This window comes from Thalassospira lucentensis MCCC 1A00383 = DSM 14000 (genome assembly GCF_000421265.1).
Lineage (GTDB): Bacteria > Pseudomonadota > Alphaproteobacteria > Rhodospirillales > Thalassospiraceae > Thalassospira > Thalassospira lucentensis.
The window spans coordinates 104903-130492 of record NZ_ATWN01000001.1 but is presented as its reverse complement, the minus strand read 5'-3'; the positions used below and the strand labels follow the sequence as shown (position 1 = coordinate 130492).

Genomic DNA, 25590 nt, shown 5'->3' with positions numbered 1-25590 from the left:
AAACCATAATCCGACATTAAAGGCATCAACCAGTCGTTCGGGCAAAAAGCCGAGGCAGGGACAGTAAAAGACCGCCGAGCGCCGTCACAATGCATAGACCGAGAATCAGTCCCCCCGTTTGCGCCACACTGGTTGTTAGCCCAACCAGAACGCCTGCCAATGGCTGGGTCAGATTGTTAAACAGGATAATCACCCCCGTCGTTTTGCCGTAATCCTTGGCCGGGATGATTTTCTGTCGCACGGTACGGATATAGATATTGAACATCCCGTCAAAGCCCAGAACGATTGCAAAGCCGACCATATAAAGCCAGTAATCCGGGCTGATCGCGGTGACAATGCCACCGATCAACACACCGGAAAACGATACTAATCCGATCATGCCAATCGAAAGGCGACTGGCACCAGCCATCATCAGGACAACAATCGTAAACACCGCCCCAACGGTTTGTAACAGGGCATAGTGTTCTTCGCTTTGTGCATAAAGCCCGGTAACCATGGCCGCAGACGTTGCCAGCGTAACACCGAAAATCAGGTTCACACTCGCCGTAAGTGCAATCACCCGCTTTAACCCTGGCAGATAAACCAGATGTGAAAATGCCGTCTTAAATGGAACGATCCATGACGCATTGCGGTCATCCGTTGCCACAATCGGCGTCCTGTTGGCCCGTCGCCAGATCATCATGGAAATCTCGGCACAGACAAACAGGATGGCGGCAATCACGACAACTGTTTGCCAATCACTGATTGCAAATAGGCTTGCCGCCAGAAGCGGCCCGGCAACGATGCTGGTTTGATTGACGCTTTGCGAAATCGACTGAACTTTTTCAAATCGCGCATGGGCAAAAATCTGCGGCAGCATGACCTCACGCGCCATGAAACCCTGCGTGGTTAAAAGCCCGCAAAGGGCGGATACCCCAACCACCCAGCCAAGCCCGCCAAACAACGAAAACCCGATCAACCCCAAAACGCAGATCAAAGCACGGCCAATCTGACTTACCTGCATTAGGCGCAAGGGCGCATACCGATCAGCCAGAACCCCACACACAGGATAGAACAAAACACGCGGCAATGTTTCTACCGCATAGGCAAGCCCCGACAGCGAAACGCTTTGGGTTGTCTGATAAACCACAAGCGGCACAACAAATAAAAGAAACTGATCGGCAAGCCGTGCGGTAAACATGGAGGAGAAAAACAGACCCGACGCCTGTGTAAACCGGAACCATACGCGAAACACTGTGACCTCAAAAATCGCCTTACATCACCCCAGCCGGGTGTTCGGGCGCACTGTGCTCTAGTCTATCAAGTTTCGGAAGATACAACTCTGCACAGCAGTTGCGCATATTCGCGCAAGGTGCGTCTTTCACAGTCAACAAGGCAACTAACCGGCAGAAGCGCCCATAAGCTCAACTCGCCCCCAGCATGAACGATTAAACTTGCAGCCTTCTTTCCGACATATTAAACACATATTTCAATGTTGAATTTAGTCTGACTACAAAAATTTGTGTAAATATATAAATCACACTTGCCTTACGGGTCATTCCATATTACCCATCAAAGCTAAGTGAAATACAATTATAAACACATAAATTTGTGTTGATTAATCGTCAGGAAAGAGAATGCAGCCTAATCTGACCCATCTCCGCCAGCTTGAGGCTGAGAGTATTCATATCATCCGTGAGGTGGCAGCATCGTTTGAACGCCCGGTGATGCTTTATTCCATCGGCAAGGATTCATCGGTTTTGCTGCATCTGGCGCGCAAGGCCTTTTACCCGGCCCCGCCGCCCTTTCCGTTGATGCATGTCGATACCACGTGGAAATTCCGCGAGATGATCGAATTTCGCGACAAAGTCGCGGCGGAATACGGCTTTGAGCTGATTGTGCATATCAATCAGGACGGTGTTGATCAGGGCATTGGCCCGTTCACCCATGGGTCCAGCCTGCATACCGATGTCATGAAAACCCAATCGCTGAAACAGGCGCTGAACAAATACAAGTTCGATGCGGCCTTTGGCGGGGCACGCCGGGATGAGGAAAAAGCACGTGCGAAGGAACGTGTGTTTTCTTTCCGCACCGAAACCCATCGCTGGGATCCGAAAAATCAGCGCCCGGAATTGTGGGATATCTATAACGCCCGAATCAACAAGGGGGAAAGCATTCGTGCGTTCCCGATCTCGAACTGGACCGAGCTTGATATCTGGCAATATATCTATCTGGAGCAAATCCCGATTGTGCCGCTGTATTATTCGGCCAAACGGCCGGTGGTTGAGCGGGATGGCACGCTGATCATGGTTGATGACGACCGCATGCCGCTTCGTGCCGGTGAAAAACCCGAAATGAAATCGGTTCGGTTCCGCACATTGGGTTGCTATCCACTGACCGGCGCTGTTGAGTCAGAAGCCACGACACTTCCCGATATTATTCAGGAAATGCTGCTGACCCGATCCAGCGAACGTCAAGGTCGCATGATTGACCATGACGAAGCCGGGTCGATGGAGAAGAAGAAGCAGGAAGGGTATTTCTAATGGCGCATCAATCCGACCTGATTGCCGATGACATTCTCGGCTACCTGAAATCTCAGGAAGAAAAAAGCCTGCTGCGCTTCATCACCTGCGGCAGTGTCGATGATGGCAAATCAACCCTGATTGGCCGTCTGCTTTGGGATTCCAAGATGATCTTTGAAGATCAGTTGGCGGCCCTTGAATCCGATAGCCGCAAGGTCGGCACGCAGGGCGGCGAGATTGATTTTGCGCTGCTGCTTGACGGGTTGCAGGCCGAACGCGAACAGGGCATCACCATTGATGTGGCTTATCGCTTTTTCTCGACCGACAAGCGCAAATTCATTGTCGCCGATACGCCGGGCCATGAACAATATACCCGCAATATGGCAACCGGAGCCTCGACCGCCGATGTCGCGGTGATCCTTATTGATGCGCGTAAGGGCATTTTGACCCAGACGCGCCGTCACAGCTTTATCACCTCGTTGCTTGGCATCAAGCATGTGGTGCTGGCGGTCAACAAGATGGATCTGGTCGATTATGATCAGGCGACGTTTGATCGTATTGTTGCCGAGTATCAGGAATTTGCCAAAGACCTTGGCTATGCCTCCATCACCGCCATTCCGTTATCAGCCCTTCGCGGCGATAACATGATCGAGGCCAGCCCGAACACCCCGTGGTATTCCGGTCCGACGTTGCTGGCACACCTTGAAACCGTTCAGGTCGAACAGGATGCGATTGAAAAGCCATTCCGCCTGCCAGTTCAGTGGGTCAACCGTCCCAACCTTGATTTCCGGGGCTTTTCGGGCACCGTTGCATCGGGCACGATCAAACCGGGCGATGAAATTATTGTCACCGCATCGGGTCAGACCAGCACGGTCAAGGAGATCGTGACCTTTGACGGCAATCTTAATGAGGCCATTGCCGGTCAGGCCGTGACCCTGACCCTTGCCGACGAAATCGACATTTCGCGCGGCGATGTTTTGGCCCAAGCCGACGCCAAACCGGAATTTGCCGATCAGTTCGAAGCACGCATCATCTGGATGCATGATGATCATTTGCTGCCCGGTCGTCCCTATCTGATCAAGATGGGCGCACAGGTCACCAATGCGCAGATCAGCGACCTTAAATACAAGGTCAATGTCAATACGCTCGAACATATGGCGGGCAAGACGCTTGAGCTCAATGAAGTCGGGATTGCCAATATTTCGGCCGATAAGGCACTGGCCTTTGACCCCTATGACGACAACCGTCATTCCGGGCGTTTCATCATTATTGACCGCTTCACCAATGCGACTGTTGGTGCGGGCATGGTCAACCATTCGCTGCGTCGTGCGACCAACATCAAATGGCAGGAAATGGACATCAACAAACAGGCGCGTGCCTATCAGAAAGGCCAGAAATCGGCCGTTCTGTGGTTCACGGGTCTGTCGGGTGCAGGTAAATCAACCGTTGCCAACATGGTGGAGAAAAAGCTCCATGCCATGGGCAAGCATACCTATGCCCTTGATGGCGACAATGTCCGCCATGGTCTTAACAAGGACCTTGGCTTTACCGATGCGGACCGGGTGGAAAACATCCGCCGTGTTGGCGAAACGGCCAAGCTGTTTGTTGATGCGGGCGTGATTACGCTGGTGTCCTTTATCTCACCGTTCAAAAGCGAACGTCAGTTGGCACGCAGCCTGCTCGAAGACGGCGAGTTTATCGAAGTCTTTATCGACACCCCGCTTGAGGTGTGTGAACAGCGTGATGTGAAGGGCCTTTATAAAAAGGCCCGTGCGGGCGAAATCGCCAACTTTACCGGTATCGACAGCCCGTATGAAAAGCCGGAGAATGCTGAGATCGTAGTAAGCACGGCGGATCAAAGTGCCGAACAGGCTGCTGAGATCATCGTTGCCAAACTCGAAGAATTCGGCGTTCTGGGTGCGTGGTATCCCGATATCTGATCTTTCGATCTGATCGCTGATCAGATCCAACGTCAAAAAACCCGGCATTTTCGAATGCCGGGTTTTCTGTTGGTGCGCCCCCACAAGATTGGCCCCATTCATTTTGCAAAACTGGCTCTTTTATATAGGGCCAGTTTTGGCCATGCTGGCCCCTTGATTAGCACACACAGGACACTTCCCCGATGACCGCGCCCCACAAAGATGACTTTGGTAAACCCGTTGGCCAGCCGATTGACAACTGGGCGGGCTGTGCCCTGCCGCCGCGGACCGACATGACCGGACGCCACGTGATAGTCAGCCCGCTTGATGTTGCCCGTGATGCTCAGCAGCTCTTTGATGCCAACAGCAAGGCTACGGATGGATCGCGTTTTACCTATCTTCCGACCAATGCGTTTGACGATTTTGCCGCGTATAAGGCTTGGCTTGACGGCATGACTGCCAATGCAGATCCAATATTGCATGCCATCATCGACAAGACGACAAACCGCGCCGTCGGGGTTGCTGCGTTCATGCGGATTGATGCCGCCAATGGCGTGGTTGAGGTTGGCAATATCAACTATGCCCCGGCCCTATCAAAGACCATCGGCGGGACAGAGGCGATGTATCTGATGATGAAGCGTGCCTTTGATGAGCTGGGGTATCGGCGTTATGAATGGAAATGCGATGATCAGAACGCCCCGTCACGGGCGGCGGCGGCGCGCTATGGCTTTACCTATGAGGGCACATTCCGAAACCACATGGTCTATAAGGGCCGAAATCGCGACACCGCATGGTTTTCGATCACAGCCGAAGAATGGCCGGCCATCCGTGCCGGTTTTGAGGCATGGATGTCACCCGATAACTTCGATGAAAACGGCGCGCAGCGCCAGCGTCTGCAAGACCTGCGCCGGTAACCCGTGTCCTGCCTGCACGCCATCGTCACCCAGATCATTCAAGGTTAAGCGCTTCTGCAACCTGATGTGGGTGACGCTCCTGCTATTTGCGTGGCCCATCTCCTTCGCCGAATATGACAAATACCCGCCACCCTTGGGAATTAATCGACCCGACCGGTGGCCAAGTGGTATGTTTGTTTCAAACACCTTTGGACGACACATCGAAAGCAGGAGACGCGGCATGTTGAAGTATCACACCGTCATGCGTAAATGTGGAAGTGCTGCCATCCTTGCGACCTGTATCGCAGCCGGCGGTGCAAAGCTTGCCCACGCCGATCTTACCCTGCCCGTTCCTGCGCCGACGGATATCATCCGTGTGGAACTCCACGGCTATGAACAGCTTGACAGTTTCTATAACGATCTTGGATACACGCCGGAAAGCTGGGACGCCGGGGAGCGCACCATTCCGCGCCTGTTTTTGCAAACCATCCCAGAGGCATGGCGCGATGACATTGCCGATCAACTGACAGTCGCGGCCAAAAAGCGCGTTTTCTTCCGCACGCTTGGACCTTTGACATTGCTGGCAAATGAAGAAATCGCCTTTCAGCAAAAAGCCCTGAAAGACGCCATTTCCAACAATGATAGCGCTGTCATTGGCGAGCTCGCCAGCCAGTATCGCATTTCCTCCGCCCCGGACGACCCGGCGACCATAGCCGAACTTGAAAACCGTATCGGCCCCGTTCCGGCATCGCTTGCCATGGCGCAGATGGCGATTGAAAGTGGCTGGGGCACATCGCGGTTTGCCGCCCATGGCAATGCGCTGTTCGGGCAGTGGACCTATGACGGGGAAGGCATCACGCCCGAAGAACAACGCAGCCATCTGGGCGATTATAAAATCGCCGCGTTCAAAACACCCTTTGGGTCAGTACGCGCCTATATGATGAACCTCAACACCGGATCGGCTTATAAAGAGTTCCGCACATTGCGTGCCAAGATGATCGCGGAAAGCAAGCCGCTGTCGGGCATGGCACTGGCCGAAACCCTGATCCGCTATTCCGAACGCGGCGAGGTGTATGTCAAGGAAGTCCAGGCCGTCATTCGCCAAAATAAGCTCATTCAGGTTGATGAAGCTGTTTTGGAAGATAGCCCCTATTACAATCTGATCCCGGCGGGCCAGTAAACCGGGACGCCCGCATGTCTATTGATGGATTTGTAATCTGGTGATTTTCATTTATCGGACGTTCGGCATATAGTTGCCGCCGCAATGGTTTAACCGGATGATCCGCTTATGTTTGATGCCCGCCTGCGCCCGCTGATTGATAGGCCGCTTAATGCGGTTGCCAGAACCCTTTCGGGAACTGGTATTACGCCAAACGTCATCACCGGGTTTGGCTTTTTCCTCGGCCTGCTTGCTGCCGGTGCACTTACCCTTCAGCTTGATTACGTCGCCCTTGGCCTGATCCTTGCCAGCCGGATCATGGATGGTCTGGATGGGGCGGTTGCCCGCAACGCAGCGCCCCGGTCGCGCCATCCGGGGGCCAAAAGTCAGGAAAGTGATCTTGGCGGCTATTACGATATCGTTGCCGATTTTCTGTTTTATTCCGGGATCGTTTTGGCCTTTGCCATCGGGCGGCCTGAGCATGCGTTGATGGCGGCCTTCCTGATTTTCTGCTTCGTTGGCACCGGATCAAGTTTTCTGGCCTATGCCATCGTTGCCGCCAAACAGGATCGCAATCACGACAAACAGGGAAAGAAGAGTTTCTATTATCTGACCGGCATTACCGAAGGCAGTGAAACCATTTTTGTTCTGTGTCTGATGTGTGCTTTTCCGAAATGGTTTCCCCAAATTGCGGCGGTCTTTGGCGCACTTTGCCTGATGACGACCTTTGGCCGTGTTTTACAAGCCCGGCGCGACTTTGGGTAGGGTCAAGGACCTATTAATTTCACATCACATCCCCGTTGAAGCACAGCCGCCGCAACGCCATATCCAAAGATATCTGCCTGCCCGCTCAAACTTAGTGCGTCTGACAAAACCCGTTTCCTGATGATGACAAAAGCAACAATCAATCAATAAGGCAAGGCGCCGAATGACGTTTATCAGAAGTCTGTTTACTGTGTTTATCGGCTGTTTTTTCGTAGCGTCCTGCGATCAATCCGGGCCGGTTAAAATCGGGTTTATTGCCGAATTATCCGGCGCGGGCGAAGACACCGGGACCGCATCGCTTAATGCGTTGAAACTTGCCGCTCAACAAATCAACACTGCGGGGGGCATCAACGACCGGATGATCGAAATCATCCCGCGCGACGATAAAAAAAGCCCTGATGTCGCCCAACAACATGTCCGGGAATTCAAGGAACTTGGTGTTGATGCCATCGTCGGCCCGATCATAAGCTCCATCGGGATGGCCATGCTGCCGGTGATTAACGAGCTTAACATCGTCACGATCTCGCCGACTGTATCGGCGGCTGAATTCGCGGGTTTTCGTGACAATCTGTTTCGCATGAATTCGACCACTACTCAGAATGCGCGTGCCTATGCGCGTCACAATATTGATCATGATCGCAAACGCATTTCCATCGCGCTTGACGGTGAGAACGAAGCCTTCACCGAAAGCTGGTACCACGAATTTCTGCTGGAATTTGACGCGCTTAATGGCCGGGTTGTTTCCAAGGTCTGGATCAATGTCGATGACACACCGCTTTCCGGCATTGCCCAAAAGCTTCTGGCCGAGAACCCCGATGGCATCATTTTGATTACCAATGGTGCTGACAGTGCGCGTTTATCCAAGGAAATCCGCAAGATTTCCGATGATATTGCGCTGTCTGCGGCCGAATGGGCCGGATCGGAAACACTGATTGATATGGGCGGGGATGCCGTCGAGGGCATGGAACTTGTTCAGGCCTATGATCGCTATGACTCAAATCCACGTTTTCAGAAATTCGTTGCGGATTATACCGCAATGTTTGATGAGCACCCTGGATATACTGCGGTTTTAACGTATGATGCGGCGACCGTGCTGTTTGCGGCGCTCAAAACCAAACATCCCGATCAACGCCTTTCTGATGCGTTGGTGACCATGCCACCGCACCCTGGCCTTAATCAGGAACTAATGTTTGACCAGTTCGGCGATGGCAACCGGGACATTTATTTCGTGACCATTCGCGATGGAAAGTTCATTCACCAAAAGTAACTTTTCCATCAAAGCCCAACAAAAAGCCCCGCACATGCGGGGCTTTGTCGTTCAGGCTTAAACGTGTGTTGTTTTAGTGATCGCTTTCTTCAAGGAAATGATCGCCAAGGCCGGTATCATATTCCATGCCGTCCTTGGTCAGAACGATGCTGCCCGGATAGCCTTCCTTGACCAGACCTTTACGGGTCAGCACAACCCAGACGGCGGGGTTATCAAAGCCACTGGCATCGCGTGCGGCAACGGTGAACTGCCCGACATGGACATGATCACCATGCGCATGAGGCACACGCAACAGCGTGCCTTCGCCAGTTGCCGCGTCGATCTGACCGGAATTTTCATCGCGTGCGACGATCTGTGCCAGCACAAGCGTGCGGAGCTGCAGTTTATTGAGTTTAAGTGGATTTTTGCGAACGATTGCCATGATCTGGTGTCACCCCGGTTTTAAAACATATTTGCAAGCAGATATCTGTTACTTGGCGCGATGATGCAAGCCCTGTTTTCAACAACGGTCCTGTCAAAGTTCCTGTCAAAAATACCGAGATAAAGCCAGTGACTTTATCCACCCGCCAACATCTTGCGCAGCTTGCGATCGCGCTTGAGATGCCATTCGCGGCTCATCGCCTGACCAAAGGTCCTGAAGCGTTCAACATACACAAGGTCCCATTGTCGACCCCGCGTGGTTTTCGCCCCCTTGCCGCTGTTGTGCGTCGCAAGGCGGACCGCAACATCGGTGGACCACCCGACATAGGTACGCGGCAGTTTGCCACGACTTGATGCCGGATCAAATCCCACCTCGCGCAGCACATAGACAAAGGTAAAGGATGCCATCTGCCGATCCCAAGCACATCGAAATCATCAGCGTTAGGTGTGTTGAGGTTCGTTTTGTAGTGTGTCGAAAATGGCCGCTTTCGAGAACCGGCGCTTAAGCGTACGTAACGTACGTGAGCACTGGAAGCACAGAAAGCGGCCATTTGCAGACCGCTACGAAGCGAAGATCAATACACCTAAAGGGTGGAATTGAAGGCCCCGCCGTCCAGCAACACATTCTGCCCGACCATGAATTTCGCATGTTCGCTGCACATAAAGGCACAGGTCGCCCCGAAATCAAGCGGATCACCAAAACGCCCGGTCGGAAGACCAGCCTGTGTTTTGGTTCGTGCGTCTTCAAGGCTGATGCCTTCATTTTTCGATTTGTTGGTCATCAGGGCATTAATGCGATCGGTGTCATGCTGACCGGGCAAAAGGTTGTTCATGATCACCCCATCCTTGGCGACCTGGCGGGCCGTCCCGGCGACAAAACCGGTTAACCCGGCACGTGCACCGTTCGACAGACCCAGATGCGGAATTGGCGATTTAACCGACCCTGACGTGATGTTGACAATCCGGCCCCACTGGCGCGAAATCATGCCCGGAAGGACTGCTGTGGCCAGCAAGATCGGGGTCAGCATGTTTGACTGAACCGCAGCTTCCCACTCGGCCTGTCCCCAATCGGACCAGATACCGGGGGGCGGACCACCGGCATTATTGACCAGAATATCGGGTGCATCAACGGCGGCCAGAACCTTGTTGCGGCCTTCTTCGGTGGTGATGTCGCAGGCAACCGTCGTGACCTTTACGCCATAGGTATCACGGATATATTCCGCCGTTTCATTCAACGGCCCTTCGGACCGCGCATTAAGGATCAGATCAACACCGGCCTCTGCCAGCTTGATCGCACAACCACGACCTAGTCCCTTGGACGAAGCACATACAATCGCCTTACGGCCCTTAATTCCCAGATCCAATGGATCCTCCCATTTTTGGAATTCTTACAATGGCAGGAATTTAGCCCGCACTTGATCGCCGGGTCAAACGCCGTTCATGACAAAGTGCGTTTATCCCCGAAAACACGGTACAGCAAGATCGAAATGGCCGCGGAACCAGACAGCCGATACTTCACAAACGTCGGCGCAGGGTTTCGGATGGAACAACACCGAATTGGCGCGCATACATCCCGGAAAACCGGCCAACATGCCCGAACCCCCATTTACGGGCGATGGTTGCAACAGTATCGCCTTGTTGGGCAGTCAGAAGGTCATTATGCGCCCCGGTCAAGCGCACTATTCGTGCATAGGCCATCGGGGCCATGCCGAATGCCTCTCCGAATGCTGATTGCAAGGTGCGATAACTGCAGCCCGCATATGCCACAAGTTCTTGCAGACCAATAGATTGCGCCGCATGGGCGTGAATATAGTCCCGCGCGCGTTTGACGTAATGGGGCATCGCCACTCCTGCGGGCTTGCCATTGAGCACGTCTGAATATGAATTTGGCAGCAACATCAAGATATTGGTCAAAAGCATATCACGCAATTCGGAGCGGATCTGGGAGTTATCAAACTGTGTGAGCGGCCCATCCAGTGCATTTGCCACATATTGCAGCGTATTGCGGACGTGCTGCGTTTCGGGTCGTTTCAAGTCAAGTTCTGGACCAAAAACCAAATCATTGTGGATGATATCTTGTCCCGTCAAGGCTTGCGCATGTGCCCGCAGCACAGAAATCGACAATTGCGTCCCAAGTGTCGAAAAGTTGTCCTCAGTCGCGGACAACGGCACACGCATATTGCGGATCAGCCCAAGGTCAGGCGAAATATTGCATTCATGCTCCCCATGGCGTACCTGTGCAGAACCGCCAGTCACAAACATGAAAAACAGGTCTTCTTCGTCAATAGAAGGTGTTTTGATATGAATGCGCCCGGTGCCAAATGACGCATATATCAGCCCAATATCTGCAAGCTCTGCAAAATGGATGGCAACATCCACGTCACGGTTCGTACCGATCACATCAAGGGCGTCAATACTGTTCAGATGGGACAAAACATCACGGGCTTGATGCAGGTCTTGTGATGCAAACACCTGATGATTGAGAAGATAGCTCACTGTTGTTTCCCCGGAAAAGACACTCCTCCCCCAAAGAGTGGATCCGGTTGATGCATTTGATGTCACATGCTGGAATTTTTTCCGTCAACAGGAACGCTGCTAATTTCCTACATCCCAACCACAGTTACAAGCAATTAAATACAGTCGGTGATTGACCGAAACGCCCCTCATTTAAATCCAGAGATAAACGCATTGGTCCTCAGGCGCCAAACACCGCGTCATGGGCCGCGACATAGGCAACAGCCGCCCTGGACACATCATCGACCGTCATGCCGGGTTTAAAGATGCCTGATCCAAGGCCAAATCCGTCACAGCCCGCCTTGGCATAGGTACCAAAATCATCTGTGCCAACACCGCCGACCGCATAGACCGGCATGGTTGCGGGCAAAACCGCGCGCATTGCCTTGATGCCATCCGCGCCAATGATGCTGGCGGGGAAAATCTTAAGCCCATCGGCCCCGGCCTTGATCGCGGCAAAGCATTCGGTCGGGGTCAAAACGCCCGGCCATGATCCCATGCCGAGTTCCTTGGTCTTTTTGATCACGTCGGTATCGCAATTGGGCGAGACAATGAACTCCCCCGTGGCGGCCTTCACAGCGGCCACATCTTCGGCGGTCAAAACCGTCCCGGCCCCGATCAGGGCCGCATCGCCAACCGCCTGTTTCATCAGGGCAATGCTTTTAAGGGGTTCTGGCGAATTCAGCGGCACCTCGATCATGGTGATCCCGGCGGCAACCAGTGCGCGCGCCATATCCGCCGCCTCGTCTGGTGTCACGCCGCGCAGGATCGCAATCAGTTTGCGATGGCCGTTTGGCGTTGCTGCGTCGGTGATCTGATCATTGACCGATGTCGGATATGCCATGTCTGTCATCCTGTATGTAACGCCCGTCAACCGGGCTGTAATTCTGTTTCAGGCCCTTTTGAGCCCGTATCTGGTCATCGCGACCTGGTAATAACGGCTTATCCGATGACAACGCGGTGCGCACGGGTCAACCCGGCCAGCGTAATCGCCGCCCCATCCATCGGGATGGCCTTATGATGGTGAACCAGCAAGGCCGCCTGATACAGCGATGCCAGCTTGCCCGCCCCGATCAGCGCGATCTCGTCACCCGCCTTAAGCAGGCCGAGCACATCGGCAATTTCCGCCCCGATCACAGCCCCGGACAGAACCGACGCCCCCGGCGGCACGACCGCCCCGTCCTTGGCAACAAGGGCACCGGCGCGCACCGTAAACAGGCTATGGAGAAACCCGCTGGGTTGGGCCTTGGCGGCCAGTACCGCATCGGCAAAGGCCCCATCATCCCACGTCTCATCCACCGAATGGCGCAGGATCGAATTTTGCGACAACAAAGCAAAGACCTCGCCGCTCATATAGGTGCGAAACGCGGTAATCTGACCATTCGACAACCGCGCCCATTTTGAATGGGTCCCGGGCAAACAGACCCAGCCGGAAAAATCAGGATGCAGCGCCATAAAGCCGACAAGCTGGGTTTCCTCGCCGCGCATCACATCGGCATCGCCGCGCTGACACAGGCCGGGCAGAATGGACACCGAAATACGCGGATCGGCAACGTCCGGGCGAACAGCCCCCATCGCCAGATCAGCCGGTGCCGTTGGCACTTCGCAGTACGGCGCTTCGCGCCAGCCCTGCTTGGCCCCGGCCATGCCGCAAATCACCACCGGGATCGCCTGCCCATCGGGCACATCTGTGGGCAACCACCGATCAATCAGGTCGATCAAAACCCCTTCGAACGACAGTTTTTCGTCACCGGCAATCGCATTCATGCCAAGCGGGCTGCTTTGGGTGGCAAGGATGTTAGCGCTATCATCCATCGCCCAAACCCGCAGGTTGGACGTGCCCCAGTCAACCGCGATCCAGCTTGGCAAGGTCTTTTGTTCCATTGGTGACGCGGCTCCCTACCTGTTCTGTCCCGGTGATATCGTTGCTTGATTTTATTCCTCATACAATTTGCCAGACCTTTGGTCAATCCGCCCCGGCGGCTTTATGCCGGGTGGCCCGTATTTTGGGTTTCCTTGGCCGCACGCACCTGATCAAGCAGGTCCTGATGCGACAGCCAGTTTTGCGCCTCGATAAACACCTTGGATACTTCGGGAACCGCCCGGCGAATATCGATTTCAAGCCGCGACACGGCTGCTTCAACCTCTGGCGAGGTCAGCCTGTCGCGAAAATCAACACTGATACAGACAATCAGGCTTTGCGGCCCAAGATGCAGCGTGATGATCTCATTGACCTGCAAAATACCGGGAATGGCCGAGACAATATTGTCGATCTTTTTACGGCTCGGCACATTGGCACTTTCGCCGATCAAAAGCCCCTTGCATTCAACCGCCAAAAAGAACGCGGTAACGGCCAAGATAATCCCGATCACAACAGACGCCAGCCCATCAAGCACGGGCATATCAAAACCATAGGCCGCCGCAATACCAACGCACGCCACCACCAGCCCCAGCAAGGCCGCAGAATCTTCAAATAGTATGACAAATACGGTCGGGTCCTTGCTGCTGTGGACCGCCTTTAGGATCGGTATATCGGGGTGCTGTGCGCGGAAGGTCCGATAGGCGGTGCGGAATGCCGCCCCCTCAAGCACCATGGCAATCACAAGGATCGAAAACACCACGTGATAGGTGCGGATATCAACCCCGAAAAACGATGCTACCACATGCACATCAAGCGCATGGGGATGGATCACCTTATCCACCCCTTCCCAGATCGACACACCGGCCCCCAGCCCGAAAATCATCACCGCCACAAGGAACGACCAGAAATAGGTTTCCTTGCCATAGCCAAACGGGTGTTTTTCATCCGCCTCCTTGGCCGAGAGCTTAAGCCCCAAAAGCAAAAGCCCCTGATTGCCGGTATCGACCAGTGAATGAATGCCTTCTGACATCATCGCGGCCGAGCCGGTAATCGCCGCCCCGCCAAACTTGGCCACAGCAATCAAAAGATTGGCCGCTGCCGCCATATAGATGGCACCCTTGGAAGAATGAGACATGCTTGATACGCGATCCGTTCTGTGTGGCGTAACGCCGAAAACCGGCGACCTGCCACAATGGAAAATGAAAAAAGCCCAAATGAAAAAAGCCCGACTGGCAAAGGCGTTACCCGCAGTCTACCCACTTTGGGCCAAAAGTCACGGGGGCTCAGGCAACACCAAACACCACCATGCAAATCATCGACTGAAACTATCGAAAATAACAAAAATAACTATTTTACCTATCCATTCTCCACCGGTACCTTTGTGTTTCTGACGGCAAAAACGGTCAGAACGTAATTTAAGGGCCTTGTCTTGTTGCACTCTCTGAGTTGATCATTACCTTTGAAGATGAAATCCTAGCGTAGAAATACAACTGCATTCACAATGGTTTTGGTCACATAAACATCTCGGGAGACACCAACCAGAAGGCGATACAATACGGTACCCCACAAGGTGCCGTAGGGTAATCCGCATCGCTTTTACGGCTGCACGATATGGGTCAAGAGGCTGTTTAAAACATCTCAAGCCACGACGGGAGAGAGAAATGGACGGAAAACACACAGCAGGCAAATGTCCGGTAATGCACGGTGGTCAAACCGCGCTGGGCACCACGGTTACCGATTGGTGGCCCAATGCGCTGAATTTTGACATCCTTCATCAGCATGACACCAAGGTCAATCCGCTGGGCAAGGACTTCAATTACGCCGAAGAACTCAAAAAACTCGATGTCGAAGCGCTTAAAAACGATCTGCGTGCGCTGATGAAAGACAGTCAGGATTGGTGGCCAGCCGATTGGGGCAGCTATGTCGGCATGTTCGCCCGCGTGGCATGGCATGCGGCCGGGTCCTATCGCCTTGCCGATGGCCGTGGCGGTGGTGGTACCGGTAATCAGCGGTTTGCGCCGCTTAACTCCTGGCCCGATAACGTCAATACCGATAAGGGCCGCCGTCTTCTGTGGCCGATCAAAAAGAAATACGGCAACAAGGTCTCCTGGGCGGATTTGATTATTCTGTCGGGCACCATTGCCTATGAAGTTGCAGGCCTTAAAACCTTTGGCTTTGCCTTTGGCCGCGAAGACATCTGGCACCCGGAAAAGGATATTTACTGGGGTGCGGAAAAAGAATGGCTGGCACCAAGTGACAGCCGTTATGACGATGTTGCCAACCCATCAACCATGGCCAACCCGCTGGCCGCTGTTCAGATGGGCCTGATTTACGTCAACCCCGAAGGGGTGAATGGCCAGCCCGACCCGGCCAAAACCGCCGAGCAGGTCCGCGAAACCTTTGCCCGCATGGCAATGGACGACGAAGAAACCGCTGCCCTGACCGCCGGTGGTCACACCATTGGCAAATGCCATGGCAATGGCGATGCCGCGAACCTGAGCGAAGAGCCAGAAGCCGCCGACGTCACCGCACAGGGCATGGGCTGGATGAACACCAAGGGCCGTGGCATTGGCCGCGACACGGTTGTGTCTGGCATCGAAGGCGCATGGTCGAAAAACCCGACCGAGTGGGATATGGGCTGGTTTGATCTTCTGTTCGGCTATGAATGGGAATTGAAAAAAAGCCCGGCAGGCGCATGGCAGTGGATGCCCATCGACATCAAAGAAGAAGACATGCCGGTCGATGTCGAAGACCCGTCGATCAAATGCATGCCGATCATGACCGATGCCGACATGGCGATGAAGGTCGATCCGACCTATAACGCCATTTGCCAAAAGTTCATCAAGGACCCGGCATACTTTTCGGACACCTTTGCCCGTGCGTGGTTCAAACTGACCCACCGTGACCTCGGCCCGAAGGCCCGTTACCTCGGCCCGGATGTTCCGGCAGAAGACCTGATCTGGCAGGACCCGATCCCGACGGTTGATTACACGCTGAGTGATGCCGAAATTGCTGACCTTAAGGCCAAACTTCTGGCATCGGGTCTGACCTCGGCCGAGCTGATTGCAACCGCGTGGGATTCTGCGCGCACCTATCGTGGGTCGGACATGCGCGGTGGCGCCAATGGCGCACGCATTCGCTTGGCCCCGCAAAAGGATTGGGCGGGTAATGAACCGGCACGCCTTGCCAAGGTGCTTAAAACCCTTGAAGGCATCCAGTCTGGTTTGGCCAAGAAAGTCAGCATCGCCGATCTGATCGTGCTTGGCGGCACGGCGGCGGTTGAAAAGGCCGCCCATGATGCCGGTGTCACCATCTCTGTGCCGTTTGCACCGGGTCGCGGGGACGCCACCGATGACCAAACCGATGCCGACAGCTTTGACGCGATGGAGCCTTTGGCGGATGGTTTCCGCAACTGGGTCAAGGAAGACTATGTCGTCAGCCCGGAAGAAATGATGCTCGACCGCACGCAGCTTCTGGGCCTCGCAGCCCCTGAAATGACCGTGCTTGTCGGCGGCATGCGTGTGCTTGGCACCAACCATGGTGGCACCAAACACGGTGTGTTCACCGACCGGGTGGGCAAATTGACCAATGACTTCTTTGTCAATCTGACCGACATGGCCAACAGCTGGAAACCGGTGGGCGACAACCTCTATAACATCGTTGATCGGAAATCTGGTGCCACCAAGTTCACCGCCACCCGCGTTGATCTGGTGTTTGGCTCAAACTCGATCCTGCGGTCTTATGCCGAGGTCTATGCACAGGATGACAACCACGAGAAGTTCGTCAAAGACTTTGTCGCGGCTTGGACCAAGGTGATGAATGCGGATCGGTTTGATTTGGCTTAATCGCTTGCTGTCTACGCAGTGAGGATTTTTGGAGCTTTTGGGCTCTGAGATGGGAGCACCCCTGGTCGGATGGCTGGGGGTGTTTTTTTGTGTATCTGATGAAAACTAGGAACCAAAATAATACTTAAATTTGATTTCGCAATCTTTCCACGATTATTGCAAATAAGGGCTGCTGGATAAATTAACCAACTTATGAGCCCGACTAGCTATTGGCGAGAAAAGAACGCAAGTAGCGAAAAATACAATCATCCGAGCACGATTTTCAGAGGCATGAAACTGGAATCCATCCCGATTGGCAAAATGCCCGGTCGCCAAGTCATCATCTATAACAAACGTACGCCTGCGATAGAGAAGAAAACAACTTACTGGTTCAAAGTCTGGGAGATCGCGCCCCCCACGAACACCGACAAACACGTCTGGCGCGTTGAATTTCGAGCAGGGCAGAAAGAACTGAAGGATAAGTATAACTTGCGTAGCTTCAACGTCGCATTCAGAGCGAAAACTCCAGCTTCCGGAACAGTATTCAACGCGCAACCAAACGCTTAGCGTTCCTGAGCTCGTCAAAACCTAACTTAATAGTCTGGCAAAATTCTCTTAACGTCGATCCCGTCTGAAATTCCAACATAAAGACCATCCGTTCCCTCAGCCGTCCCGACAATGACCATCAAGAAACCTCCTAAACTATGACGAGAAGATTTAACCAAATCGGAAATTGCAGCGACATCTGCAGACGATGGTTTAGGAAACGCCTCGGGATGGGTGTGCCAATCACCAACATAATGTAGCCCTTGCTTATGCAGTTTTATGATATCTGTACGCGCTTGCCATCTATCAATTAGAAAAGAAAACCTGTTTCTCTTATCATTTGCGTTCGGACCGGTTGCTTTTGCCACATGAACTTGCCCCTCAGATAGATTTGCAAATAACTGACCGCCCGCCTCATGTTGCTTTGGCCCATACTGCCTAAACTTCTCAAAATGCGCGAGAACTTCATCAGAAAACAGGATTGTTTCATTTCCATTCCCAGCCAAAAAAACAATCAATTTTTTACCTTTTTTTGTCCTTACAAGCCGGACAATCTTCGATCCGATGCCAGCTACGTTCGACAACACGCCCTGAGCAATCGCTGCCGAATTCATCTTTCCATTCACTTGATAAACATCCTCCTGCCACTTCCAAGTCGGCTGTAAATCCAGCCCAAATCTTATGGCTGCTTGAGGTCGAACTATTCACAAGGTGACGAATGACTTCGCTAGCAATCATTGCATGTGCCCATGCAACATCAGCCGCCCCATATGGCGAAAATCCTCCGCCGCAAGCGGGCACCTGAAGCCGCCCGCCATCCGACCAATTCGCCATGTTAAACACTGGGCGCCCCCTTGCGTCTGTTCCACAACGTAGACACCCTCCACTTTGTGAAATGAAAACAGCATGTGCTGCAATCGCACGCGGCTCGAGCCACCCGAACAAGACTGATGGAACGAAGCCATTAACACGCAAATAATTTAGGAATGAGTCACAAGCCCATACACCGGTAGTTGAAACAATCAGACTAGCTTGAGTGATCCGTTCCCAGTCTAAATTCGCCTCGGCACAAAACTTCGCATTGACAGCATCAATGTTAGCTAGATGCGGCAAGTTCTTTGTGAGAAGCTTCGCCAGCTCCTCACTTTTCGACTGCTCTATATGATCTGCACCTAAAACATTCCTCGATAAATTGGGCCAAGACAGTCGTTCGTTGTCGATTATGTAGATGTCTGGAACACCAGACTTTGCTAGTAAATCTGCCACCCCACTCCCGAGTGAACCTGCCCCTACGACAACAACTTTTGACTCTTTTAAAATAGCTTGCTGTGGATCATAGCCACGACCATGTATCCAGTCATGATCCACTCTGTCCACTTGGCTCCTTTCTACGGCAACGTTTCCACCTAATCTTCTAGCCAGAGCGATTTTGGCCGGGACTTTTCCGGGACGAAACCCCTTAGTTATGGCGCTGGACCGCCTTCCCGGAGCACCTGTAACTTTCGGTTCCGAAACTCTAACCGTTCCAAAACCCACTCCTGAGGGCGTATCAACACCAATAACAACATCAAAAACTCCAGCGCACTTATTGAATATTTGCGCCAGTAAGTCCTGCTCATCTTTTTTTTGAGCGATCAGGCTTTTTAGCTCTAGGCCAGACGTAGGAAACTTCGCTGGTAGAGGAACTTCATCAAGCCAGATCAGCAGCGCCGGAACAATCTCGTCGCAATCAGATATATCTCTCTTATAGACGCGGAAAAACCAGCGACTTAGCTCTTCAGGGCTATCCGCCACGGCCAAGAGATTCTTTCCGCTCCATGACCAGACAATACGATTTTTCTTTTGCGGAGAAACCAAAGAACGAACTGTTCTTCTGCCTTGGCCCAGCAAATTCCAATAAGAGACGAACTCCTCTCTGAAGTCGTCTAAGTTACTTTCACTCAAAGCTTCTTCGATCAATCTAGTACCATCGACAACAAGCTGATGGACAACGTCTCGAAGCCGCTCGAAAGCCATTGAACTATCTGGGGGATAGACACACAGGAGGCCCATAGCCTCCAAATGAGGCCAAGACCCTAGGGGCGGAGGGTTCAGAACCGCCAACCGAAGCATTGCGTGCGGCCCCCCCCGCGGAGCAAGCAGCACTAGCCAAAATGTTTCTTTGTTTGAGAATTCAACTGGAAACTTCCAACCAGCATACCAAGTTTTGGCCCCAAACCGATTGAGTTCTGTAGCATCCAACTCAACGGCGTCATATTGCTCCAAACATTCTTCAATTTCTGAGATTGCGCGCAGGCTATAGCTGGCGAGGAAAGCATCCACCCGCTCAACCATACCTATCGCCACCTCTCCTATCGACAGCGGCTTCCGAGGCCCCAGCCAAGGAACCATCTTTCAATATTGATGAACTGGTTCTCGTTGCATTTTTTTCTTCATCGTCAACCGGGAAAAACTCTGTGGAGAATACTAAATTCCACACTTTGTGCGCCTGACTAGCAGAGCAATCTTGCTGATTAAGTGAGTCAAGTTTTCCCAGCGCCCAAGCAAGCTTATCCTTAAAAAATGTCACCTTAGGGTCATCTGGGCCACTTGTGAGACATTCATCAAGAACAGGATGCTCAACCTCTTTATTATAATCCAATCTATCAACTATAGCTTGCATCGTATCTCGCAAAGACAGATCTTCTCTCTCGTCATTTGGAACATATACTTCAGTTACAAGCTTCGAGATGACAAAACCCGAGACCATGCTGGCGCGCCACGATAGTCGGCTCCTTGCAAAGGCCTTAAGCAACTTGGTTACGCGCCGCAGCTGCCCGCCGTTAACGGTGTTTGGGCTCTGTTCTTTTACCTGCTCCTTGAACCATTTTGTAACGGCAAGCGGGTCAGATTTTTTCCAGTCTGAACTCGCGAGCTCAAACTCAACCTCTCCAGCGCCGTTCGTTATCTGCCGGTATACGGGTATATCGACATGATAGCCTGCATCGTAATACACTCGAACGCAGTTAGTTCGGCAGTCCGGCTCTTTTTTAAACTTGTCGTCACTGACCGCATTTTGAACCATCTCCTTGGCATCTCGCGCCGTTTTGTCTCCTCCTTTGGGACCGACTAACGCTGCCTTGTCAAAATAAACACCGTCATCAATGTCGTAATCCTTGTTATCATCCTGGATCATAGTCCACATCGCGTATGAACCTTGGCTATAACAGCCAAGCGGATTAGGCTTTCCTTCCTTTTTTAGCCCCGCTTTTAATCGTTTCCGGTTAGCGTTCCGTCGCTCCCTCATTTCCTTTCTATCGCCAGTGGACAAGCCTACATTTTCATTGTGATACTTCAGTAACAGTTTATGACAATCAAACATTCTCAGTATCCTCCGGCGCTAGCATCATTAATTCGTCGATTTTCTTCCCGTCTACATCAACTCCGTCGCCCGATTTGCTGAATGTCAAATACGAGTCCGTTTCGCCTTGTCTAATGAGGGCATCCATCCCATCGGTCGATGTTTCATCTAAGTCTAGGTAATTCATTAGCGAAGGAGGTGCTTCGCCTTTTGGAAAACGTATTATTTTGACATCTCTGTTGACGTGCTTGGCGAGCATCCTTGCCATATTGTCATAAGCATATTGTTGCGCTGTAATGGAAACATTGGGAACATTTGCTCCAAATTTCCATTTGGCATACCCCCAATGCGCATTGCTTTGACTAATTTGATCCCCTGACGGTGGAGGAAAGGTTCCCATACAATATATTTCAATTTGATCACCTTCTTTGGTCATCTCCAATGCATCAATCAGACCAACTAGAACTGGATTATTTGCCCAAAGTCCTCCGTCAACAAACGCGAATTTCCCCTCACCATCAGGGTTTTTAATCGCTGCAATTGACCGAAAGATAGGTGCGGCGGACGTTGCCAAACAGACATCGATCAAAGTGTAATTACCATCTCGGTCTTTGCTATTTGCAAGGTGAGGTGTTTTAAAAACCCACGCCCTGTGATTTGACATCTCGACGGAGGGAACAGCCAAGGCAATCCCCCGTTGCTTCCAGATATCAATAACCTTTGTGTCTCCCAATGCAGCAGAAAGCGCCTTTTCAAGCGCAATTGCACCTTTCTTATTTAGCCTAGATCTTTTCGGCGCCTGCAATAGCAGCCGGCAGATGTTGCTCGGCACTTTCTCTGGGAAAATTTTTGGCCCGTGCTCTCGGTATAATTTTATTACTTGTGCCATAGGAGTTTTTTTGGCGAGAGCGCACGCCAAGATCGCACCTGTGCTCGTTCCAGTAATCAGATCAAATGCCTTGCCCAGATCAATCGAATCAATACTTCTTTTCTTTGAATAATGGGAAGCAAGAGAGTTTAGGTAAGCGGCGCTATACACACCTCGCATCCCTCCCCCATCAATGCTCAAAACTCGATAAGTGTTCGCCATACTCCCCCCCTAGCCTGATTCCAAGAACAGCTAAAAGTAGCACTTTCTTAAGTTTATAACACCTACTCGTAAGAGCGATATTTACCAGCTATTCGATGAACAAGAAGCTTCCACATTGCTTCCAAACGCAAAAACGCCTTAGCCAATCTCTCAGCTAAAGCGTTGATGGTATTGGGGGTAGGATTTAGCTGCGCGCTTCGCTGAACCTGCGCAAAGCGGTGCTTTGCTTGGTTTGAACATAAGGTTCAAGTCCACCTACCCCACCTTCCAGACATTAAAAAAGCCCGCCACAAGGGCGAGCTGACGTTATTGGAAGGTTGGAGTGTATTGGACGACGCAGACTGCGCGCGACTTCGTCGTGCTCGACCTTCGGTTTAAAATCGTTCCGAAGAAAAGGGGACAGTCCCCTTTTTAGTCACCGGCAAGCCATACCCCCCACAAACCCGCATTCCGCTATTCGGGGCCGCAATAAAACTGTACCCTGAAAAAAGGATCTGAAATTTCTTAAGGAAAGATCGGTTGCGCTATATTCGGGATCACTGGCAGGGGAAGCATGCGCTTATCTATGCGCTGTTGATCAACCTGATCGGGCTGCGCGCCCTCATCCTGTTTGCCGACCGATATACGCTCCCGCCCTTTATCCCGGACCGCACCGATGCCCTGATGGCAACCATCCTTTTTATCATTCTGGGGCATGGCGTTGTTTTTCTCTGGCAGGTGGTCGGCGTGCTGCGCGCCACCGGGCAACAAACCAGCAGTCTTTCCGGCATCTGGACCGTCGTTGCCTATGGCGCGATTGCGCTGTGCATCGCTTTTACTGCGCTCAGCATTGCCACCTCTTTCCGGGCCTTGGCGCCAGAACGGTTTATCGTCGTAAGCCCAACCGCGCTCGAAGACGCCCGTGCACGTCAATATACGCTAAGCCTCAGTCCGAATGGCAAACGCATTCATATTGCCGGGATATTTACCCTTGGCATGACGCAAAAACTCAACGCCCTTGTCGATCAAAACCCCACCGTCACCGGAATTGAGCTGCGCAGTGAGGGCGGGCATATCTATGAGGGGCGCGGTGTCGCCTACCTGATCCGCGACCGGAAGCTCGACACCTATGTGTTTGACACCTGCAAGTCCGCCTGCACAACCGCCTTCATCGGTGGCGCCAAACGTCACCTCGGCCCAAACGCCCAGCTTGGCTTTCATCAGTATAAGCTTGAACTGCAATCCCCGTTTCCGCAGTACGATCTTAAAGGCGAACAGGAAAAAGAAATCAAATTCTATCGCCAACAAGGGATATCAGAGGATTTTCTTGCGCAGGTTTTCCTTGCCCCGTCGTCAGGCATCTGGTTTCCGAGTACGGAGGATTTGGTGAGGTCTGGTGTTGTCGATGAGGTTGTTGGCGGTGAGTAGGATGCGCGACAAGCAAGGGAATGGGCTTTACTCATTGCGCTTAAATAGCAGCAAAGCGGACTGTTGCCGTTCGAAAACCGCGCTCCAGTGTCCTCTTCTCGGGCATCAGCTTTCAATTTCGCCACCTCAACTGACACAATATGTCAGTTGAGGTGGCATAGAAGTGGCGGATCGCTTATAAGGCAAACAGGAGTATCCAATGTCGAAGCATGTAATCGAAACCGTCACCTTCAAGCTCAACGAAGGTGTGAGCCGCGAAGACTTTGTTGCCGCCGCAAAAAGAATGAGCCCCTGGGTCGTGGCCCGTCGCGGCTTCATGTCGCGTCGTCTTTCATGCGCAGAAGACGGGACATGGATAGAGCATATCCAGTGGAAAGACATGGACGCCGCCAGAGCCGCCGCGGCCGAGATCAGCAAAGAGCCTGGGAACGCCGACTTCCTCTTCGCCATCAACGGACCGACTGTCCAGCTCACGCATTCCGAGCTGGAAGTGGTCATCGACTGACCCATTCATGCAGCGCAGCGAGCGACTTGCGGAAATCGTGGAGATCGTCCGAGACGGGCGGCTTCATCTTGCCCGCGACATCGCAGATGCGCTCGAAGTCTCCGTTCGTACTGTCTATCGGGACATCGACACGCTGGTGGCGTCCGGTGTTCCGATAGATGGAGAGCGCGGTGTGGGTTATCTGCTGCGCGAACCGGTCTTTCTTCCCCCCATGGCGCTGTCGTTTACCGAGCTTGAAGCACTCAGTCTTGGGATGGCAATCGTGCAAGAGGCCGCCGACGAGGAGCTGCAAGCCGCTGCGGTTGCTGTGATGAACAAGGTGGGTGAGCATGCGTCGAACCGCCGTCAGGCTCCCAAGTCCTGGGGATTTGGGGTCTACGCTTTCGAGCGGGCTCAGGAGGGGTTCCGACATATGCCACTGATCCGTCGCGCGATCCGGGAGGGGCTCAAGCTTCGGATCGACTACCGGTCTCTGGATGACCGGAATTCCACTCGCGTGATCCGTCCGCTGCAAACCGAATTCTGGGGGCGCGTCTGGACGTGCTCTGCCTGGTGCGAGCTCCGCAATAGCTTCCGGGCTTTTCGGATTGATCAGATGCAGCACTGCGAACCGACTGGGGAAGCCTTCCAGCCGGAAACAGGCAAAACCATTGAGGACTATCTGAAGCAGATCGCAGACCAAATGGATCGAGATCAAGACCGTTCATAGGTTCATCCCCAAGAGCTTGAAGGCGTCGTTCGGCGTTGTCACGTAAACTTTATAGCTCCGCTCACAACACTAGCCTAGTTTCCCTCGATGCAAAAACTTCATATCCCGGCATCGCGGTTAACATACCCGAATGCTGAGTTAGGATTGCTTCAGGCGGATAAGTTGGAAGATGTCGGACGACGCAGTCTGCGCGCGCCCTATCGGTCGTGCTCAACCTTCGAGCTAAAAAGGTGCCACTGGCACCTTTTCTAAACGCTCTCAGCCTTCAAGTTATGAGAAGGCTCATACCCAAGGAAGATCGTAGGTTCAAATTCTGCACCAAGACTAAAACGACAAACCCCCGCCACTGGCGGGGTTTGATCGTTTGGTTGCGGGGGGTGGATTTGAACCTTCGGACCAAGCGACTAAGCCTGACGAGCTGCATAATGACCTGAAAAGCACCATGAATGCGCTCTATTTCAAAGACCTTTCAGACAAAATACACAGAGGCGTGATTGCAGTGGTCTTGCGCGGCTGCGTACCAGGCGGCCAGCTTCCCGGGTACGATCTCGTTCACGCCCTCGACGAGTTTCGCGAACCCATTCGCGGCAAGTGCAAAGTCAATGAAGAGCAAACCGCAATCATCCGAGAAATTTCTGAATATTATGTCGAAGGCTGGAAGTTCAAACACATTTGCGACAACCTCAGCCATCAAGCCTCATCGGATCGTTCGTCCGGCAAACCGGGATGCTGCGCCAAACGCTGGGACCAAACATCTAGGCTATACGAGTTGTCATAATTCGCGATGGACCTCACTCGTCAAAATGCCTAAGCCTTTTTGAGCAATGTAAAAATAGACAATGGTCTATGGGAAGTGGATGCGTGCCCCAC

The 25590-nt window shown here is 52.7% G+C and carries 24 protein-coding genes; 12 read left to right on the top strand and 12 right to left on the bottom strand.

Going from position 1 to position 25590, the window contains the following annotated elements; translation table 11 throughout:
- Positions 1 to 25: 25 nt before the first annotated feature.
- Positions 26 to 1234, bottom strand: coding sequence for an MFS transporter (locus K355_RS0100610; protein WP_022730170.1), 1209 nt, complete (start codon positions 1232 to 1234; stop codon positions 26 to 28).
- 394 nt (positions 1235 to 1628) lie between these two features.
- Here K355_RS0100610 and cysD point away from each other — a divergent pair, with 394 nt between their 5' ends.
- From cysD to K355_RS0100580, 6 genes are all read left to right on the top strand, one after another.
- On the top strand, positions 1629 to 2522 hold the full coding sequence (gene cysD / locus K355_RS0100605) for a sulfate adenylyltransferase subunit CysD (RefSeq protein WP_245562905.1): 894 nt from the start codon (positions 1629 to 1631) through the stop codon (positions 2520 to 2522).
- Complete coding sequence (cysN, locus tag K355_RS0100600; protein ID WP_022730168.1) at positions 2522 to 4441, top strand: sulfate adenylyltransferase subunit CysN; 1920 nt, start codon at positions 2522 to 2524, stop codon at positions 4439 to 4441. The genes cysD and cysN overlap by 1 nt, the downstream gene beginning before the upstream one ends.
- Positions 4442 to 4623: 182 nt before the next feature.
- Positions 4624 to 5334, top strand: coding sequence for a GNAT family N-acetyltransferase (locus K355_RS0100595; RefSeq protein WP_022730167.1), 711 nt, complete (start codon positions 4624 to 4626; stop codon positions 5332 to 5334).
- Between the two features lie 220 nt (positions 5335 to 5554).
- A complete protein-coding gene (locus K355_RS22780; protein WP_022730166.1) occupies positions 5555 to 6493 on the top strand; it encodes a glucosaminidase domain-containing protein in 939 nt (312 codons plus the stop codon).
- A gap of 108 nt (positions 6494 to 6601) precedes the next feature.
- Positions 6602 to 7237 carry a CDP-alcohol phosphatidyltransferase family protein gene (locus K355_RS0100585; protein ID WP_022730165.1) on the top strand — a complete coding sequence of 212 codons (636 nt, stop codon included), beginning with the start codon at positions 6602 to 6604 and terminating at the stop codon, positions 7235 to 7237.
- 163 nt (positions 7238 to 7400) lie between these two features.
- Positions 7401 to 8504, top strand: a complete 1104-nt coding sequence (locus K355_RS0100580) for an ABC transporter substrate-binding protein (RefSeq protein ID WP_022730164.1) — start codon at positions 7401 to 7403, stop codon at positions 8502 to 8504.
- Positions 8505 to 8577: 73 nt separating this feature from the next.
- Here K355_RS0100580 and K355_RS0100575 read toward each other — a convergent pair whose 3' ends face one another.
- From K355_RS0100575 to K355_RS22770, 7 genes are all read right to left on the bottom strand, one after another.
- Positions 8578 to 8925, bottom strand: a complete 348-nt coding sequence (locus tag K355_RS0100575) for a hypothetical protein (RefSeq protein WP_022730163.1) — start codon at positions 8923 to 8925, stop codon at positions 8578 to 8580.
- Between the two features lie 134 nt (positions 8926 to 9059).
- On the bottom strand, positions 9060 to 9332 hold the full coding sequence (locus K355_RS0100570) for a GIY-YIG nuclease family protein (RefSeq protein ID WP_022730162.1): 273 nt from the start codon (positions 9330 to 9332) through the stop codon (positions 9060 to 9062).
- Positions 9333 to 9508: 176 nt separating this feature from the next.
- On the bottom strand, positions 9509 to 10288 hold the full coding sequence (locus K355_RS0100565; protein ID WP_022730161.1) for an SDR family oxidoreductase: 780 nt from the start codon (positions 10286 to 10288) through the stop codon (positions 9509 to 9511).
- A gap of 151 nt (positions 10289 to 10439) precedes the next feature.
- Positions 10440 to 11420, bottom strand: a complete 981-nt coding sequence (locus tag K355_RS24910; RefSeq protein ID WP_022730160.1) for a helix-turn-helix domain-containing protein — start codon at positions 11418 to 11420, stop codon at positions 10440 to 10442.
- A gap of 199 nt (positions 11421 to 11619) precedes the next feature.
- Complete coding sequence (locus tag K355_RS0100555) at positions 11620 to 12282, bottom strand: 2-dehydro-3-deoxy-6-phosphogalactonate aldolase (RefSeq protein ID WP_022730159.1); 663 nt, start codon at positions 12280 to 12282, stop codon at positions 11620 to 11622.
- Between the two features lie 98 nt (positions 12283 to 12380).
- Positions 12381 to 13322 carry a 2-dehydro-3-deoxygalactonokinase gene (locus tag K355_RS0100545; protein WP_022730157.1) on the bottom strand — a complete coding sequence of 314 codons (942 nt, stop codon included), beginning with the start codon at positions 13320 to 13322 and terminating at the stop codon, positions 12381 to 12383.
- 101 nt (positions 13323 to 13423) lie between these two features.
- Entirely contained in the window at positions 13424 to 14434 is a 1011-nt protein-coding gene (locus tag K355_RS22770) for a cation diffusion facilitator family transporter (protein ID WP_022730156.1), read from the bottom strand.
- 526 nt (positions 14435 to 14960) lie between these two features.
- Here K355_RS22770 and katG point away from each other — a divergent pair.
- Both katG and K355_RS0100530 read left to right on the top strand, forming a co-directional pair.
- The gene (gene katG, locus K355_RS0100535) at positions 14961 to 17144 is read left to right on the top strand and encodes a catalase/peroxidase HPI (RefSeq protein ID WP_022730155.1); all 2184 of its coding nucleotides are present in this window, start codon (positions 14961 to 14963) and stop codon (positions 17142 to 17144) included.
- 270 nt (positions 17145 to 17414) lie between these two features.
- Positions 17415 to 17690 (top strand): hypothetical protein, encoded by a 276-nt coding sequence (locus K355_RS0100530; RefSeq protein ID WP_147250381.1) that lies wholly within the window; start codon positions 17415 to 17417, stop codon positions 17688 to 17690.
- A 26-nt stretch (positions 17691 to 17716) separates the two neighbouring features.
- On the opposite strand, the gene K355_RS22765 is transcribed toward K355_RS0100530, so the two are convergent.
- The 4 genes from K355_RS22765 to K355_RS0100510 are packed head-to-tail and all read right to left on the bottom strand — an operon-like array spanning position 17717 to position 22099.
- Positions 17717 to 18187: a Mov34/MPN/PAD-1 family protein gene (locus K355_RS22765; protein WP_022730153.1), complete on the bottom strand. Its 471-nt coding sequence runs from the start codon at positions 18185 to 18187 to the stop codon at positions 17717 to 17719.
- Positions 18188 to 18191: 4 nt separating this feature from the next.
- A complete protein-coding gene (locus K355_RS0100520; RefSeq protein WP_022730152.1) occupies positions 18192 to 20003 on the bottom strand; it encodes a ThiF family adenylyltransferase in 1812 nt (603 codons plus the stop codon).
- Positions 19996 to 21030 carry a cyclic GMP-AMP synthase DncV-like nucleotidyltransferase gene (locus tag K355_RS0100515; RefSeq protein ID WP_022730151.1) on the bottom strand — a complete coding sequence of 345 codons (1035 nt, stop codon included), beginning with the start codon at positions 21028 to 21030 and terminating at the stop codon, positions 19996 to 19998. The genes K355_RS0100520 and K355_RS0100515 overlap by 8 nt, the downstream gene beginning before the upstream one ends.
- Positions 21023 to 22099, bottom strand: coding sequence for a CBASS cGAMP-activated phospholipase (locus K355_RS0100510; RefSeq protein ID WP_022730150.1), 1077 nt, complete (start codon positions 22097 to 22099; stop codon positions 21023 to 21025). The genes K355_RS0100515 and K355_RS0100510 overlap by 8 nt, the downstream gene beginning before the upstream one ends.
- A 519-nt stretch (positions 22100 to 22618) precedes the next feature.
- Here K355_RS0100510 and K355_RS24905 point away from each other — a divergent pair.
- The 4 genes from K355_RS24905 (at position 22619) to K355_RS25495 (ending at position 25498) form a co-directional block, all read left to right on the top strand.
- A complete protein-coding gene (locus tag K355_RS24905) occupies positions 22619 to 23506 on the top strand; it encodes a COG3904 family protein (RefSeq protein ID WP_022730149.1) in 888 nt (295 codons plus the stop codon).
- A 199-nt stretch (positions 23507 to 23705) separates the two neighbouring features.
- Positions 23706 to 24011, top strand: a complete 306-nt coding sequence (locus tag K355_RS0100500) for a hypothetical protein (RefSeq protein ID WP_028791182.1) — start codon at positions 23706 to 23708, stop codon at positions 24009 to 24011.
- A gap of 7 nt (positions 24012 to 24018) precedes the next feature.
- The gene (locus tag K355_RS0100495; protein WP_022730148.1) at positions 24019 to 24720 is read left to right on the top strand and encodes a helix-turn-helix transcriptional regulator; all 702 of its coding nucleotides are present in this window, start codon (positions 24019 to 24021) and stop codon (positions 24718 to 24720) included.
- 442 nt (positions 24721 to 25162) lie between these two features.
- Positions 25163 to 25498, top strand: coding sequence for a hypothetical protein (locus K355_RS25495; protein WP_155988746.1), 336 nt, complete (start codon positions 25163 to 25165; stop codon positions 25496 to 25498).
- Positions 25499 to 25590 lie beyond the last annotated feature (92 nt).

What these genes read in the sequence shown, in the direction of transcription:
- K355_RS0100585 (WP_022730165.1), top strand. Translation starts at nt 6,602, where the DNA reads ATGTTTGATGCCCGCCTGCGCCCGCTGATTGATAGGCCGCTTAATGCG.
- K355_RS0100575 (WP_022730163.1), bottom strand. Translation starts at nt 8,925, where the DNA reads ATGGCAATCGTTCGCAAAAATCCACTTAAACTCAATAAACTGCAGCTC.
- K355_RS0100555 (WP_022730159.1), bottom strand. Translation starts at nt 12,282, where the DNA reads ATGGCATATCCGACATCGGTCAATGATCAGATCACCGACGCAGCAACG.
- K355_RS0100570 (WP_022730162.1), bottom strand. Translation starts at nt 9,332, where the DNA reads ATGGCATCCTTTACCTTTGTCTATGTGCTGCGCGAGGTGGGATTTGAT.
- K355_RS0100530 (WP_147250381.1), top strand. Translation starts at nt 17,415, where the DNA reads ATGAAACTGGAATCCATCCCGATTGGCAAAATGCCCGGTCGCCAAGTC.
- K355_RS22780 (WP_022730166.1), top strand. Translation starts at nt 5,555, where the DNA reads ATGTTGAAGTATCACACCGTCATGCGTAAATGTGGAAGTGCTGCCATC.
- K355_RS0100520 (WP_022730152.1), bottom strand. Translation starts at nt 20,003, where the DNA reads ATGGTTGAGCGGGTGGATGCTTTCCTCGCCAGCTATAGCCTGCGCGCA.
- K355_RS0100495 (WP_022730148.1), top strand. Translation starts at nt 24,019, where the DNA reads ATGCAGCGCAGCGAGCGACTTGCGGAAATCGTGGAGATCGTCCGAGAC.
- K355_RS0100510 (WP_022730150.1), bottom strand. Translation starts at nt 22,099, where the DNA reads ATGGCGAACACTTATCGAGTTTTGAGCATTGATGGGGGAGGGATGCGA.
- K355_RS0100545 (WP_022730157.1), bottom strand. Translation starts at nt 13,322, where the DNA reads ATGGAACAAAAGACCTTGCCAAGCTGGATCGCGGTTGACTGGGGCACG.
- K355_RS0100515 (WP_022730151.1), bottom strand. Translation starts at nt 21,030, where the DNA reads ATGTTTGATTGTCATAAACTGTTACTGAAGTATCACAATGAAAATGTA.
- K355_RS0100580 (WP_022730164.1), top strand. Translation starts at nt 7,401, where the DNA reads ATGACGTTTATCAGAAGTCTGTTTACTGTGTTTATCGGCTGTTTTTTC.
- K355_RS0100500 (WP_028791182.1), top strand. Translation starts at nt 23,706, where the DNA reads ATGTCGAAGCATGTAATCGAAACCGTCACCTTCAAGCTCAACGAAGGT.
- katG (WP_022730155.1), top strand. Translation starts at nt 14,961, where the DNA reads ATGGACGGAAAACACACAGCAGGCAAATGTCCGGTAATGCACGGTGGT.
- K355_RS22770 (WP_022730156.1), bottom strand. Translation starts at nt 14,434, where the DNA reads ATGTCTCATTCTTCCAAGGGTGCCATCTATATGGCGGCAGCGGCCAAT.
- K355_RS25495 (WP_155988746.1), top strand. Translation starts at nt 25,163, where the DNA reads ATGAATGCGCTCTATTTCAAAGACCTTTCAGACAAAATACACAGAGGC.
- cysN (WP_022730168.1), top strand. Translation starts at nt 2,522, where the DNA reads ATGGCGCATCAATCCGACCTGATTGCCGATGACATTCTCGGCTACCTG.
- K355_RS0100595 (WP_022730167.1), top strand. Translation starts at nt 4,624, where the DNA reads ATGACCGCGCCCCACAAAGATGACTTTGGTAAACCCGTTGGCCAGCCG.